This is a genomic window from Nonomuraea sp. NPDC001684 (assembly GCF_053596515.1).
The window spans coordinates 1-12,912 of record NZ_JBSFGJ010000271.1; the positions used below are offsets into that span (position 1 = coordinate 1).

Here is a 12,912-nt window from a genome sequence, read left to right on the forward strand (position 1 = left end):
ATTCGGCGACCAGGGCGTCCCCGTCACCGTCGGGGCCAGCCCGAACGACGCCTACGTCGTGGGCGGCTGGAACTCCCCGGCAGGCGACGCGGCCGAGCTCGTGGTGTACGACGCGACCACCTCGGAGGTCATCTACACGGCCGCCCACCAGGGGAAGACCGTGGTGGCGGGCAGCGTCGAGTTCTACGGCACCGTCACCTTCGCGGTCCTGAAGGAGCCCGGCACCGGCCGCATGCACCTCTGGCGGCTGCCGCCCTCGCCCTACCACTCCTCCACGCTCACCCTGACGGCTCCCGCCAAGGTGACCACGCTCCAGGAGTCGGCCTTCACCGGACGGGTCACGCTGAGCAGCGGACTGCCGCCCGGCGTGCAGACGCTCGAACTGTACCGCTGGCTCCCCGACGGCACCTCCAGGCCGTTCGAGGAGGTCACCACGGCGGCGGACGGGACCTACCGGTTCACCGACACGCCGCCGTCCACCGGGGCGTACAAGTATCAGGTGTACTGGCCGGGCAACTCATGGTTCCGGGGGAGCGGCTCATCGGTGACCGTCGCGGTGGGGCCGTACGAGCCGACGCTCACCGTGACCGGACCGGCGACGGGCCGCGTCGGCACGCGCCTCGCGTTCAGCGGCACCTTCGGCGCCGACGGCATCACCTTCCCGCGGACGACCGTCACCGTCTCGCTGCGGGTCGTCGGCCCGGACGGCGCCGTCACCGGCTGGCTCTCCCTGTGCCGCCGCCGGGGCTCCTACCTCATCCGCCGCGGCGGGCAGCCGCCGTACTGGATCGAGGGGATCGCCGACGACGAGGGCGCGGTCCGGGCGAGCGCCGTCACCCGCGACGCCACCAGGACCGACGAGCTGTACGTGCACCAGGCGCTGTTCGGCTGGGACGGCTGGAGCCTGGCCGCCCCGCTGCCCGGCCGCACGCTGGACAGGTTCGGCCGGCCGGTCGTCGCCGATCCGGAGGTGGACGCGAACTTCCCGCTCGACACCAAGTTCACGCCGGTGCCCGGCTCGCTGCCGGCGCTCCGGTACGGGCGCACCTACCGGCTGCGTGCCCGCGTCGTGGACCTGGCGGGCAACGCCCTGGACCCGGAGGCGCAGGCGCCCGCGTCCGCGCTGTCGCGGGCGATCACGTACTCGCGGTGGGAGCCGGTGCCGCCGCCCGTCATCGTCGAGCGCAGGCCGTTCAACGAGGGCGAGTCGAGCCAGTGCCTGGTCATCCGGAGCACCGTCACGGCCGCCGGACGCGACGTCCCCGCCTGGGAGTGGGCCCTCGACCGCCAGGACGTCCCCGGCCACACCGACCACCCGCCCGCCGCCGACGGCCTGAGCCGCCGGTACGTCTACTACGACGAGCGGTTCGTCGCCCCGCCCAAGACGTCGCTGCAGATGGCCGAGCGGCACGGCCGGTTCGACGACGCCATCGGCGGCGACCGGCCGCAGGAGGTGCGCAGACGGTTCTTCACGGCCGCCGCCCGCGAGGCCGGCACGTTCCTCGACACCGTGGTCAGCTACGCCGACGACCCGCGCCGCACCCGCGACCTGCTGTTCTTCGGCGAGATCGCGGTCGCCAAGCACGACGCCGCCGACCCCGAGCCGGTCACCCAGCTGCCCGTGACGCGTGGCGCCGGGCTGAAGCGCGGCGAGTTCGTCGTGCACACCGCCGCCGAGCTGATCCTGCCGTACCTGCCCGACGTCCTGGCCAGGGGCGTCACGCTGTACGGCCTGCCGGGCGCGCCGCCCATGTACCCCGTCTCCTTCTACGACGGCTTCCACGACGGCTGGCCGGACGCGGCGCCGTTCACCCTGCGGATCGAGGAGGGGGACGGGCCGCCGCGATGGCAGGACGTCCCGCGCCGGCTCACCGTCCACCTGCCCAAGGCCGAGACGGCGACCGTACGGCTCAGCTGCCGGCTCACCGCGGCCGATCTCGCCCTGCTGCCCGTCTGGCAGCGCCTGCTCGTCTCGGACTTCTGGCGCGACCTGACCGACGCCGAGCGGGAGCTGATCGCCGAGGAGACCGTGGCCGGGCTGAACTGGCTGCTCACCCCGTACACGGAGCTGCGCCTCGTGCACGCCGTCGAACGCCCGCTGTCACCGCCCGCGCTCGCCGGGCTGGACTTCGCCCGCGACCCCGAACAGACCTTCGCCGACCTGCGGGGCACCCTGCGCGCACACCCCCGCAGCACCGGGCACGTCGACATCGACGCCACCTGGACGCGCTGGATCGACGACGTCACCGAACCGGCCCCCCGCCGGATCAGGGAGCACGCCCACGTCGGCCGGGTCGAGCTGGCCCCCGCCGACCGCGAGGAGGTGCGCCTGCCGCACTCGGCCACCCCGGTCCGCCACGACTTCGGCGACACGCTGCACCGCAACGTCGCCTACCGGCCGACCGCCACCACCCGGTTCCGCGAGTACTTCCACCCGTCGATCACCGCCGATCCCGGCCTCGTCACCAGCGCCGGCGAGCCGAGCGCCGGACCGTCCGGGCGGGGCTGGCCGGTGCCCGCGAGCAGGCGGCCGGAGCCGCCGAAGCCGTCGTACCTGCTGCCCACCTTCCGGTGGAGCCGGCAGGAGGACCGCCGCGAGCGGCGTCTGGTGTCGGTACGCGACGGGGCCGGCGTCCGGGTCCACTTGGACCGGCCGTGGTTCTCCTCCGGCGACGACGAGTTGCTGGCGGTCGTCCTCGACCCGCCCGGGGGCGACGCGCTGCCCGGCCGGCTGGCGACCCGGTGGGGCACCGACCCCGTCTGGTCGGACGCGACCGTGCTGCCCCCGCCCGCTCCCGGCAACTTCCCCGGCCCCGTCACCGCCGTCGGGCTGCGACTGGCCGAGTCGGGGGAGGGCCGCGAGCTGATGGGGGCCGTCGTGGCGTACGAGCCGTCGTACGACGCGGACAAGCGCCTGTGGTTCGCCGACGTGGACGTGGACCTGGGCACGGCCGGCCAGGCGTCGGCCTGCTTCCCGTACCTGCGCCTGGCCCTGGCCCGCTACCAGCCGCACGCGCTGACCGGGCTGGAGCTGTCGCCGGTGGTGCAGGCCGAGTTCGCGCAGCTCGTGCCGCTCCGGACGCTGACGGTCGAGGAGGTGTCCGGCGGGGGGCTGCGCGTCGTCCTCGCCGGGCCCGCCGCCGCCACCGAGCTCGGCGCGTCGGCCGGTGCCGGGCTGCCCGGGGTCGCGGCGAGCCACCGCGTCACCGCGACCGTCCAGCGGCGGCCCTTCACCAGCGCGGAGGAGCTCGACTGGACGGACACGCCGATCAAGGCCGAACTGGCCTGCGGCACGGCCGGGGCCGGCTACCAGTGGTCGGCGGTGATCCCGCCGGCGGTGCTGGACATCGTCTGGCAGTACCGCCTCCTGGTCGAGGAGCGCGAACGCTACCGCACCGACCCCGGCACGGCCGACGAGACGGTCGTCATCGACGCGGCCGGGGGTGGTGCGCCGGAGCGGATCCCGGTGGGCGAGCGGCTCGCGCACGCCGACAGCGTCCCGCTGCGCGCCCGGCTGGGGCGGCTGGTCATCGACTTCGACGCCTAGCCGGACCGCCCGGCCGTGACCGGCGGCGACGGCCGCCGGTCATGGCCTCTTGGGTGCATGGCTCATGGCCTTGGGACGGTGGGCGACCTACCGGTCGGGTGGCGGGCCTATCGGTCGGTGGCGATCTACCGGCCGGGTGGCGGGCCTTCCGGGGCGGCCAGCAGGCTCAGGGCACGGCCCGCTCCCGGCACCCGGGCCAGATTGGCGCTGATGCACGCCGCGGTCTCGCGTACGGCGTCGGCCAGCAAGGGCAGCCGGTTCGTGCCGACCACCACGACGGCCGCCGCGGCCACCACGGCCCCCGTCGGCGCGCGCACGGGGGCGGCCACACAGCCCAGGGGCGGCAGGGCCGCCTCGAAGTCGAAGGCCACCCGCCGCTCGCGGGCGTCGCCGACCCGCCGCGCCCACTCGGCCGGGGAGTGCCCCTCCGGCAGGCTCCGACCGGGATCGGGACGGCGGCCCGACACCGGGTTGCCCACCGCCAGCACGACCTCGGCGGCGCTGGCCACCGGCAGCACCAGGCCGGGACGCATGCGGAAGACCTCGTCCACGGCCGGGTCGCCGATCCCCGAGACGACGATGACGTCGTCGCCGTCCCTGACCGCGATGGTCACCGCGCATCCAGCGGCGGCCAGCCGGCGCAGCGGCCGCACGGCGGCCGTGCTCAGCACCTGGGCCGGTGACCAGCGCTGACCCCAGCGGAACATCCGCGTGCCGATGCGGTAGCGGCCGCCGTCCTCGCGGTGGACCAGGCCGAGGTCGGTGAGCCGGCACAACAACCGGTGGGCGGTCGCCTTGGGCAGGCCGGTGGCCACGGCGAGCTGCGTCAGCCCGGCCTCCTCCACCCGCGCGAGCTCCTCCAGCACCGCGAACGCGCCGTGCAGCACCCCGCGCCCGGCGGCGGGCCCGGCTCGTCCGTCGTCACCGTGGCCGCCGCCGAGCTCTTCCGGGCAGAATTCCATCGCGCACCCCCCGGGTCGCACTGACCCACCCGTTCGTATCACCAGGACGGACGCGCTCCCCAGAATCCCGGCCGCCATAAGTGACTAACCAATCACTCAAAGTGATGCCGCGAGCCGAGTGCACACTTCGGGGGCCTGATCGCAAGAGGTGCGGACGGCTATAGGCGAGTTTCTCCGTCGATAGGGTGACGTGTCGCAATGGCACGACTACTTATCGTGTGCGAGCGGTATCAGTCGTTCGGCCGGACGGACACCGGCGACGGGCACGATCAGTTCGCCAAGAACGCGCCCTTCGCCGGTCCTTTCCCGTGCGCCGCAAAGCCCCGCCTCCAGGAAGGGACTACATGCGCAGCAAAGTCGTCGCGGTCTTCCCGGGCAGCGTAGCCATGCCCGCCGCCGGGGTGCTGGCGCCCCTGGCCGCCCGTACGCCGGCCGTCCCGGAGCTCCTGGCGGAGATCGACGCGGCCGCCGCCGAGTACGGCTCGCCACGGCTCAGCCACTACCTCCTCACCCCGGACGCCCCCCGCCCGCCCGGCCCCGAGAGCCATTACCTGGCCCTGATGGCGGTGTCGTTAGCCACTTTCGACACCCTCGTACGGGAGGGGCTCCAGCCGTACGCGCTGGTGGGCCACGGCCTCGGGGAGCTGTGGGCCCTGGTCGCCGCCGGGGTGCTGAGCGCGGGCGACGGGGCGCGCCTGGCCTGCGCGCGCAGCCGCGCACTGACCGGCCTGGGCTGGCCGGGCGCGATGATGTCCCTCGACGTCTCGGCCGTGCAGGCCCGGCACCTGGTCGCGCTGCTCGACCATCCCCATCTCGTGGTCGGCTGCGACGACACGCCGCGGCGGTGCATCCTGTCGGGGCCGCGCGAGCTGATGCCGCAGGCGGCCCGGATCGCCGGACATCTGGGCTGGGCGAGCGCCGTTCTCCGGGTTCCGCACCCCGCCCACACGCCCGCGGTCGCCGCCGCGGCCGCCGACCTGAAAGGGCGCATGCCCGGCGTCAGGACGGCTCCGGCGCGCTGGCCGGTGTTCTCGCCGACGCTGGGACGTCTGCTCACCCCCGACGACGATCCCGTCGCCGTCACCGCCGACGCCATGGTCGTCGCCGTGCACTTCCACCAGGCCGTCCGGGGACTGGCCGCCCGTGGCGCGGAGGTCTTCCTGGAGTGCGGGGCGGGCGAGGACGCGGTCGCGCTGGTCCGCGCCATCGTCCCCGCCGCCACCGCCGTCTCCCCGCTCGCCGCCGACGGCCCCTGGCGGCCAGGCGAGCCCCTCCACCCCGCCGCCGCCCTGAACACCCCCGCACCGGCACCGAACGGCTCCGCCCCCACACCGGCTCCGGCCGCGCACGGCGGCCCTTCCCTGCTCCTCGACCAGATAGAACCGCCGTGGCGCGACGAACCCGCCGAACTCGCCCAGCGCGACGGCCCCCCAGAGCGGGCCCCGCGCGACGAACCCCCAGAGCCGACCCTGCGTGACGAACACCCAGGGCCGGCCCCGCGCTACAGGCCCGCAGAGCTCGCCCGGCGCGGCGAAGCGGCGGAACGGCGCGCGTGGCCGCAGGCCGGTGCCGGGCTCGTGCCCGCCCCGGCCCGTCCAGGGGACGCCGATCAGGAGACGGGCCGATCGGGGAGGGCCGGTGGTGCGGCTCTCGGTCAGGAGGCAGGCTGGTCGGTGGCCGGTCGCGCGGCTCTGGGGCGGGAGGCGGGTCGGTTGGGGGTGGCTGGTGGCGCGGGGCTCGGGGAGGGGGCGCGTCCGCGGCTCGCGCCCGCGCCGCCACTCGCGCCGCCGCTCTTCCCGTCCGTCGATCGGATGTTGCCCCCGGCGACGCTTCTGCTGTGCGGCGGGGCCGACGTCCCGGCGCTGCGGGCCTTGACCGACGATCGGGACGACGTCGTGGTGGCCGACGCCGACACCATCGACTGGACCTGGCTTCCTCTGACGCCCCGGCACCTGCGGGTGGTCGCCCGTCCCGGCCCCGACGCCGGACCGGTGCGCGAGGCGATGATCGCCACCGCGGCGCGCTTCCCGCACCTCCACAGCATCGCCGCCCTCGTCATGGACGCACTGCGTCAGGAGGTGGTGCCGCACCCGATCGCCGGCCTGTTCACGGGGGCGATCCAGCCGCTGGCCGCCGAACTGGCCGGTTGTGCCTGCGTCGCGGTGGCGACCGCGGACGTCGACCTGCCCGCCGCGCTCGACGTCCTGGCCGCCGAACTGGAGGCGGAGCCCCCGCTGCTGGCCGCCTTCTACCAGGGCCCCCAACGGCTCCTGTACGAGCTCACCCCGGCCTTCGGCGACCAGCCGTGGCAGGGGAGCGGACGATCGTGGCCCTCGCCGACCAACACGGCATGAACGCCCCGCCCCGCCGACATCCCGGGGAAGCGACTCCTGACGAGACCGCGCCTTCCGTCGCCGCCACTCTTTGCGTACGCTGCATGACGGTAAGTGACAGGCAAGCGTTCGTTCAGGAGGGGCATTGCGCAAGACAAGGCATGTCGCGGCGGTCGTCGCCGGGGCCGTCGCCCTGCTGTCGCTGGGGTTCACCGCGCCCGCGTCGGCCGCCACGGTCCTCGACTGCGACACCTTCGTCCACAACAACGACAACTACCTCGGCATCGCGATGTGCAGCAACCCGACGGGCCAGACCTGGCGGTTCCGGGCCGTGATCACCTGCGGCTGGGCGCCCGACGTCGTCGGCGACTGGGTCGATCTCCCGCCGGGTCGTTCGGGCCAGTCGCAGGGCGTCTGCGGCCGGCTCGGCACGGGCGTCGGCGCCGTGGGCGTCGACGAGCGCCGCGTCTGACCCGGAAGGCGACGAAACGCCGGTGAAGGCCCTCGGTCATGGTCGGGAGCCCTTCACCGGTGGAGCCGGCCGTCGACGGCGACCGTCAGGATCGGCCGATGCCCTCTCCGTGCGGCGTGCGGGCATCGGTCCGTTCCTCCAGGTGGCCGTCGAACGGCGTCGATCGGGGGTCGCGGGCCGGCGGGGGCTCGGCGGTGGCGGTCAGGACCACGCGGCCGAGGATGTGGCAGGTGTTCGGGAACTCGGGGTGGTGGGCGGACAGTACTGATATGTGGATATGTCGATGCGTGCCCGGATCCGAGCTGGGGATCGGGCGGCCTTCTCGCGACTCTTCGACGAGTACGCCAAGGCCGTCTACAACCATGCCTTCCGCCTGACGGCCAACTGGAGCGAGGCGGAGGACGTCATGGCGTTGACGTTCCTGGAAGCCTGGCGATTACGCGCGAAGATCGATCCCGAGGGCGGCTCGCTGCGGCCGTGGCTGCTCGGCATCGCGACCAACGTCTCCCGTAACGTCCGCAGGGCCGCCCGCCGCCATGACGACGCCCTGGCCAGGATCTCCAAGGGCGAGTCGGTGCCGGACTTCGCCGAGGAGGTGGTCGGGCGCATCGACGACGCCGAACGGCTGGCCGCCGTCAGGCGGGCGTTCGGCAGGCTCCGCAAGCAGGAGCAGGACGTGTTCGCGCTGTGCGTCTGGGCCGCGCTGGACTACGCCCAGGCCGCCGAGGCGCTGGGCGTGCCGGTGGGCACCGTGCGGTCCCGCCTGTCGCGGGCTCGCAGGAAGCTCGCCGAGTTCGCGGAACGCGACGGACTCACGGAACACGGGGAACCTGGGGAACCCGGGGAACGCGGAGAAATCGCAGGATTCGGGGAACTCGCCGGGACGAGCCGACAGGTAACAGGTGACCGAGGCCCTGCCAAGGAGGAGGTCCGATGAACGTGCCGGTTGAGCGTGATCTTCCCGAGGGCCGTCGCCAACTGCTCAAGGAGTTCGTGATGACCGAGATCGAGAAGGCGCCCCGTACTCGTCCGTCCCGGGTCGGGCTGCTGGCTCCCGTCGGGGCGCTGGCGGCCGCCGTGGCCGTCGCCGTCCCGCTGCTGTTCGGGGGGCCGGCGTACGCGGTGTCCAGGGCGTCCGACGGGTTGATCGACATCAGCATCAGCGAGGCGCAGGACCCCGAGGGGCTGCAGGCCGAGCTGCGGGGCCTGGGGGCGAACGTGGTGGTCAGCTACGTGCCCGACGGCAAGAAGTGCGGCCCGGAGCCGCGCGCGGCCCGTTTCCTGAGCCAGGAGGAGGCGCCGCTGTCGGTGTTCCCGCCGCCCGAGGGGCATGAGGCCGGCTTCGTCATCGACCCCAAGGTGATCAAGGAGGGGCAGACGGGCGTGCTGGAGTTCAGTGTCAGCGAGGAGAGGAACGTCGCCGGGATCTGGGCGCGCGTCGCCGAGGGGCCGGTGGCCGACTGCGAACTGGTCGACACCACGGATGCGCCGCTGTCGCACTGACGCCACCGTCCTCGCGGGAGGGACAGTGCGATCCTGGGATCTCAGGAGCTCTCCACGAAGCGCGCGCCTGGCCCGGGCGTGCGGCAGACGTCTTCCGGGGCGAGGTGGCGGTGCCCCGCGGCGCACTCGAGGACGACCTTGACCGGCTCGTCGCAGGAGCTCGCATCGTCGACGGGCCGGTGCCGGACGATGACCGACGGGCCCTGCGGATCGGCGAGGTACGTGTCGCCCCATTCCAGGAGCGCCACGAGCGTGGGTCGCAACGCCCGGCCCTGCTCGGTGAGCTCGTAGGCGAAGCGCTGCCGATCCCCGGGATCCTGGTAGGGCGCGCGGCGCATCACTCCCGCGGTCACCAAGGTCTCGAGCCGGGTCGCCAGGAGATTTCTGGCGATCCCGAGGCGGGACTGGAACTCTCCGAACCGGCGCGCGCCGTCCAGCGCTTCGCGAACGATCAGCAGCGACCAGCGCTCCCCGACCACCGAGAGGGCGCGCGCCACCGAGCAGTTCACCGGGTCGATTCGCCGCGTCTCCATGGGGTGAGTGTACCCGTCTGGGTTTACAAGTTGTACTCAGCCCTCGTAGACTCCGGCCTGAGTTGAAGAATTAAACTCAGAAGGAGAGCGACCATGCCCATGCTCGACGTGTACATTCCCGACGGCGCGCTCCAGCCGGACGCCGAGGCGGCCCTGCTGAACCGCATCACCGAGATCCTCATCCGCAACGAGGGATTCGACCCCGCCGACCCGGTGAGCCGTTCCGTCTCCTGGCTCTGGCTGCATCGACCGGCCGGCGTCTACGTCGGCGGAGAACCCGCGGACGCACCTCGCTACAAGGTCGTCCCGTCCGTCCCCGAGGGCCAGCTCGACGCGCAGCAGCGGGCGAGCGTCATCGCCGAGGTCACCGAGGCGATCCTCGACGCGGAGAACGGCGCCTGGCCGCGTGACGCCAGCCGGATCTGGGTGTTCCCCACCGAGATTCCCGAGGGGCACTGGGGCGGCTGGGGCCGGATCAGGCCGCTCGCCACGATCCTCGCCCGGCTCACCGGCGACCACACCGAACGGGCCCGTACGCTCGCGCGTGAGCGGATCGCCGCCACCCGAGCCGAACACGCCCGCCTGCCCTGATGAGCGGCGAACGGACGTTCGGCGCGGGCGCGGGCGACGCTTCCGGCCGTCCCCGCGGCGAGGCTGGTCAGTGGGCGAGGCCGATGGAGGTGGGGATGCTCCAGGGGCCGCAGTCGGAGCCGAAGGTCGCACGGTCGCAGCCCTGGACGACGAAGGCGAACGTGTTGACCTCGTGGCCGTTGGTCGTGGTGCCGACGCCGTCCCGTACGTAGGGGGCCATCACGTACTGGCCGCTCCAGGCGGTCAGCCGGCCCGTCCGGACCTGGGTGGCCTTGCCGCCGTCCTTGCTCCAGCGGACGTTGAAGAAGTCCCAGTCGCGGCCGAGGCCGCTCCACTTGAAGACGAGGTTCTGGCCCTTCCGGTAGACGCGGACCAGGGCGCCGTCGCCGAGGTTCGGCGACCAGACGATCTTGCCGTTGGTGAAGCGTTGCCAGGAGCCCTTCTTGTCCGGGTATCCGTACTCCTTGGTGGTGGGGCAGCCGTACACGCTGCGCTCGCCGCCGTTGGAGCGCCACAGGCCGCCGATGAGACTGCCGGACGGCGCCACCAGCGCCGGGTCGCACGCGCTGCCGGCCGCCGCCGCGGGCGCCGGTGTGGCGAGGCAGAAGGTCGCCGCGAGCAGGGCGGCGGCCGTGCCGGTTCGGGATGGTGAGGCTGCGCGGCTCATGGGCGTCCTCTCGTCGAAGGTGTCGGCGCGCGTGCGGTGGGGCCTGGTGGGGCCTGGTGCGGGAGCGTTCGGGCGGCTCAGCAGTGCTTGCTCAGTGACATGCGCTTGACCAGGTCGAACAGGTCGGGGTCGAACTGGCCCTTGGCGATCCAGCGATAGGTCCGGCGGTCGTGCAGGTTCTTGACGAACTTGGTGCTGGTGCTGCCGTACACGCGGATGTCGCCGAGCAGGGCGCCGGCGCCGTCCTTCAGGTGCGCCCACATCAGCCAGGCGTCGTCGTCGCCGAGGCTGGAGACGGTGGCGTCCAGGCGCGCCGTGCCGTTGGAGTACAGGGTCCAGGTGGCGCCGGGCTCGATCGTGCATTGGCCCGCCGAGAGGTAGCCGCGCCAGACGTACGTCTTCTGCTCCAGGGCGGACGCGCCGGCCGTCGCGGTGACGGACGACGTGAGGACGACGGCGGACACGAGCACGCCGGCGGTCTTGCGGACGCCATTCATGAGGACTCCTCGGGGCATGGGGGGTGTGCCGGGGGGCGGACGGCGGTGTCCGGGGGCGGGCCGATGACCTGGTAGCCGTGACGGGCGGCGACCTCGGCCAGATGGCCGGGATCGACGTCCCCGGCCGCGACCTCGGCGGCGAAGTGTTCGAATCCGGCGGGCCAGGTGAGCTGGAGCAGACGCAGAGGAGCGTCCTGGACGTTGGCGAAGGCGTGCGGCACCCGGCGGGGGAGCAGGACGAAGGCCCCGGCGGCGACCTGCCATGACCGCTCGCCGCAGTGCATCCGCGCCGTCCCCGACAGCACGTAGAACGCCTCGTCGTCGTCCCGGTGCACGTGCAGGGGCGTGGCGAAGCCCGGCGGGCATTCCTGCTCGATGACGGTGAGCCGGTCGCCGGTCTCCGGCCCGCCCGCCTTCACGGTCATGGTGGTGCCGAGGAACGGGTGGACGGCGCCGCCGCCGGCCGGCAGATGGAGCGCGCTCATGGCCGTCTCCGCAGCGTGTGGAGCCGGATCGCGATGGACGTCATGCCTCACCACCCCTTGTAGCTTCACTCTAAAGTGCTACTCTAAAGTGGTACTCTAAATCGATGGATGACGTCAAGAGCCCCAAGCGGCGCTCGGCCCAGACCAGAAGCCGGATCGTGAACGCCGCCCAGGGGCTGTTCGTCGTGCGGGGCTACGCCGGTACGACCTTCCAGCAGGTCGCCGACGCGGCCGGGGTCTCGGTGCAGACGGTGTACTTCCACTACGGCACCAAGAGCGGGCTGCTCAAGCACGTGGTCGACGTCGCCTCGGCCGGTGACGACGAGCCCGTGCCGCTGCTGGAACGTCCGTGGTTCGCGGCCTTGCAGGCGTCGCGAGACCCGAGGGAGGTCGTGAGGGGGTGGGTGCACCAGAGCGGCGTCATCCTCGGCCGCGTCGCCCCCGTCCTGGCCGTGGTCCGCGACGCGGCGGCCACGGACGCCGACATGGCCGCCCAGTGGGCCGTCAACAGCGAGCAGCGGCACACCGCCCACGGGCAGGTCGTCGCCATCCTCGACCGCCTGCACGCCCTGCGGCCCGGCCTGACCGCCGAGCGGGCCACCGACATCACCGTCGGGCTGCTGTCACCGGACCTGTTCCTGGTGATGACCCGTGAGTGCGGCTGGACGCCGGCGCAGTGGGAGAACTGGAGCGCCGACCAGCTCTCCCACGCCCTCCTGCCCTCCTGACGCCCCGGCGGATCGTCCCGGCGGGCCGGCGTCCTGATGGGCGGACGGACGGGCGGGCGTCGCGGATGGGCGGATGGTGGGCAGGTGGTGGGCAGGTGGTCAGTCGGTCGGCTCCACGTCCGGCTCCACGCCCGGTTCCTCGGCCTCGACGGACTCCTCGGCCACCTCGCGCCGCTCCTGCGCGACCTTCTCCTCCGGATCGGGCGGTGGCTCGACCGGCTCGGCGGGGATCGGCCGGGGAGTGTCCCTCACCTCGACCGCCGCCCGCGCGGCGGTGGTGTCGCTCTCCCCGTTGACCCGTCCGACCGCGGGCGGCATGTCCTCGGGCAGCTTGTCCTGTTCGTCCATGACCCGCAACTGCCCTGACCTTGACCTCTTGAACGAAGATCGGCCTGCTCGGCATCCGCCGCGGTCGCGGCCCCCGGCTCACGGGCCGAGCCACCGGGGAAGCCTTCGCGTCACGGGACTCGCGCTGTTCGGCGGTCAGGTCGTGCGGCGGGCGCGGTTCAGGACGAGGACGCCGAGGACGACGGCGGCCAGGCCGAGGATCAGGTCCAGATAGCCGCCGACGATGCCGTAGCCGGTGCCCGGACC

At 73.4% G+C, this 12,912-nt stretch carries 15 protein-coding genes; 7 read left to right on the forward strand and 8 right to left on the reverse strand.

Features of this window, described 5'->3' with window-relative positions; genetic code table 11:
- Nucleotides 1-3,547: hypothetical protein (locus ACWCSD_RS34540; RefSeq protein ID WP_449921251.1), on the forward strand; the 3,547-nt coding region annotated here is incomplete at its 5' end.
- A gap of 125 nt (nucleotides 3,548-3,672) precedes the next feature.
- Here the strand turns inward: ACWCSD_RS34540 and ACWCSD_RS34545 are convergent.
- Complete coding sequence (locus ACWCSD_RS34545) at nucleotides 3,673-4,509, reverse strand: IclR family transcriptional regulator (protein ID WP_449921254.1); 837 nt, start codon at nucleotides 4,507-4,509, stop codon at nucleotides 3,673-3,675.
- Between the two features lie 344 nt (nucleotides 4,510-4,853).
- Between ACWCSD_RS34545 and ACWCSD_RS34550 the strand changes: the two genes are divergently transcribed.
- Nucleotides 4,854-6,863 (forward strand): acyltransferase domain-containing protein, encoded by a 2,010-nt coding sequence (locus ACWCSD_RS34550; protein WP_449921257.1) that lies wholly within the window; start codon nucleotides 4,854-4,856, stop codon nucleotides 6,861-6,863.
- A gap of 124 nt (nucleotides 6,864-6,987) precedes the next feature.
- Nucleotides 6,988-7,314 carry a hypothetical protein gene (locus tag ACWCSD_RS34555; RefSeq protein ID WP_358293641.1) on the forward strand — a complete coding sequence of 109 codons (327 nt, stop codon included), beginning with the start codon at nucleotides 6,988-6,990 and terminating at the stop codon, nucleotides 7,312-7,314.
- An 85-nt stretch (nucleotides 7,315-7,399) separates the two neighbouring features.
- On the opposite strand, the gene ACWCSD_RS34560 is transcribed toward ACWCSD_RS34555, so the two are convergent.
- Nucleotides 7,400-7,525 carry a hypothetical protein gene (locus ACWCSD_RS34560; RefSeq protein ID WP_397160064.1) on the reverse strand — a complete coding sequence of 42 codons (126 nt, stop codon included), beginning with the start codon at nucleotides 7,523-7,525 and terminating at the stop codon, nucleotides 7,400-7,402.
- A gap of 72 nt (nucleotides 7,526-7,597) precedes the next feature.
- Between ACWCSD_RS34560 and ACWCSD_RS34565 the strand changes: the two genes are divergently transcribed.
- Together ACWCSD_RS34565 and ACWCSD_RS34570 are read left to right on the forward strand one after the other, a co-directional pair.
- Nucleotides 7,598-8,251, forward strand: coding sequence for an RNA polymerase sigma factor (locus ACWCSD_RS34565; protein ID WP_449921262.1), 654 nt, complete (start codon nucleotides 7,598-7,600; stop codon nucleotides 8,249-8,251).
- Nucleotides 8,248-8,817: a hypothetical protein gene (locus ACWCSD_RS34570; protein ID WP_449921265.1), complete on the forward strand. Its 570-nt coding sequence runs from the start codon at nucleotides 8,248-8,250 to the stop codon at nucleotides 8,815-8,817. Before ACWCSD_RS34565 ends, ACWCSD_RS34570 begins: the two co-directional genes overlap by 4 nt.
- Before the next feature lie 41 nt (nucleotides 8,818-8,858).
- Here ACWCSD_RS34570 and ACWCSD_RS34575 read toward each other — a convergent pair whose 3' ends face one another.
- Complete coding sequence (locus ACWCSD_RS34575) at nucleotides 8,859-9,350, reverse strand: winged helix-turn-helix transcriptional regulator (RefSeq protein ID WP_397160070.1); 492 nt, start codon at nucleotides 9,348-9,350, stop codon at nucleotides 8,859-8,861.
- A gap of 93 nt (nucleotides 9,351-9,443) precedes the next feature.
- Between ACWCSD_RS34575 and ACWCSD_RS34580 the strand changes: the two genes are divergently transcribed.
- A complete protein-coding gene (locus ACWCSD_RS34580) occupies nucleotides 9,444-9,941 on the forward strand; it encodes a hypothetical protein (protein WP_449921268.1) in 498 nt (165 codons plus the stop codon).
- 67 nt (nucleotides 9,942-10,008) lie between these two features.
- Here the strand turns inward: ACWCSD_RS34580 and ACWCSD_RS34585 are convergent, their stop codons facing one another.
- The 3 genes from ACWCSD_RS34585 to ACWCSD_RS34595 all read right to left on the reverse strand — a co-directional run bounded on the left by ACWCSD_RS34585 (nucleotide 10,009) and on the right by ACWCSD_RS34595 (nucleotide 11,590).
- On the reverse strand, nucleotides 10,009-10,608 hold the full coding sequence (locus ACWCSD_RS34585; protein WP_397160074.1) for an LGFP repeat-containing protein: 600 nt from the start codon (nucleotides 10,606-10,608) through the stop codon (nucleotides 10,009-10,011).
- Between the two features lie 77 nt (nucleotides 10,609-10,685).
- Nucleotides 10,686-11,105, reverse strand: a complete 420-nt coding sequence (locus ACWCSD_RS34590) for a DUF6294 family protein (RefSeq protein ID WP_397160076.1) — start codon at nucleotides 11,103-11,105, stop codon at nucleotides 10,686-10,688.
- Nucleotides 11,102-11,590 (reverse strand): cupin domain-containing protein, encoded by a 489-nt coding sequence (locus ACWCSD_RS34595; RefSeq protein ID WP_449921271.1) that lies wholly within the window; start codon nucleotides 11,588-11,590, stop codon nucleotides 11,102-11,104. The genes ACWCSD_RS34590 and ACWCSD_RS34595 overlap by 4 nt, the downstream gene beginning before the upstream one ends.
- Nucleotides 11,591-11,694: 104 nt before the next feature.
- On the opposite strand from ACWCSD_RS34595, the gene ACWCSD_RS34600 reads away from it, so the two are divergent.
- Nucleotides 11,695-12,318 carry a TetR/AcrR family transcriptional regulator gene (locus ACWCSD_RS34600; protein ID WP_449921274.1) on the forward strand — a complete coding sequence of 208 codons (624 nt, stop codon included), beginning with the start codon at nucleotides 11,695-11,697 and terminating at the stop codon, nucleotides 12,316-12,318.
- A gap of 99 nt (nucleotides 12,319-12,417) precedes the next feature.
- On the opposite strand, the gene ACWCSD_RS34605 is transcribed toward ACWCSD_RS34600, so the two are convergent.
- Entirely contained in the window at nucleotides 12,418-12,666 is a 249-nt protein-coding gene (locus tag ACWCSD_RS34605) for a hypothetical protein (protein ID WP_449921277.1), read from the reverse strand.
- A gap of 135 nt (nucleotides 12,667-12,801) precedes the next feature.
- Nucleotides 12,802-12,912: DUF6223 family protein (locus ACWCSD_RS34610; RefSeq protein ID WP_449921280.1), on the reverse strand; the 111-nt coding region annotated here is incomplete at its 5' end.

What these genes read in the sequence shown, in the direction of transcription:
- ACWCSD_RS34580 (WP_449921268.1), top strand. Translation starts at nt 9,444, where the DNA reads ATGCCCATGCTCGACGTGTACATTCCCGACGGCGCGCTCCAGCCGGAC.
- ACWCSD_RS34590 (WP_397160076.1), bottom strand. Translation starts at nt 11,105, where the DNA reads ATGAATGGCGTCCGCAAGACCGCCGGCGTGCTCGTGTCCGCCGTCGTC.
- ACWCSD_RS34600 (WP_449921274.1), top strand. Translation starts at nt 11,695, where the DNA reads ATGGATGACGTCAAGAGCCCCAAGCGGCGCTCGGCCCAGACCAGAAGC.
- ACWCSD_RS34575 (WP_397160070.1), bottom strand. Translation starts at nt 9,350, where the DNA reads ATGGAGACGCGGCGAATCGACCCGGTGAACTGCTCGGTGGCGCGCGCC.
- ACWCSD_RS34565 (WP_449921262.1), top strand. Translation starts at nt 7,598, where the DNA reads ATGCGTGCCCGGATCCGAGCTGGGGATCGGGCGGCCTTCTCGCGACTC.
- ACWCSD_RS34545 (WP_449921254.1), bottom strand. Translation starts at nt 4,509, where the DNA reads ATGGAATTCTGCCCGGAAGAGCTCGGCGGCGGCCACGGTGACGACGGA.
- ACWCSD_RS34595 (WP_449921271.1), bottom strand. Translation starts at nt 11,590, where the DNA reads ATGAGCGCGCTCCATCTGCCGGCCGGCGGCGGCGCCGTCCACCCGTTC.
- ACWCSD_RS34605 (WP_449921277.1), bottom strand. Translation starts at nt 12,666, where the DNA reads ATGGACGAACAGGACAAGCTGCCCGAGGACATGCCGCCCGCGGTCGGA.
- ACWCSD_RS34570 (WP_449921265.1), top strand. Translation starts at nt 8,248, where the DNA reads ATGAACGTGCCGGTTGAGCGTGATCTTCCCGAGGGCCGTCGCCAACTG.
- ACWCSD_RS34550 (WP_449921257.1), top strand. Translation starts at nt 4,854, where the DNA reads ATGCGCAGCAAAGTCGTCGCGGTCTTCCCGGGCAGCGTAGCCATGCCC.
- ACWCSD_RS34585 (WP_397160074.1), bottom strand. Translation starts at nt 10,608, where the DNA reads ATGAGCCGCGCAGCCTCACCATCCCGAACCGGCACGGCCGCCGCCCTG.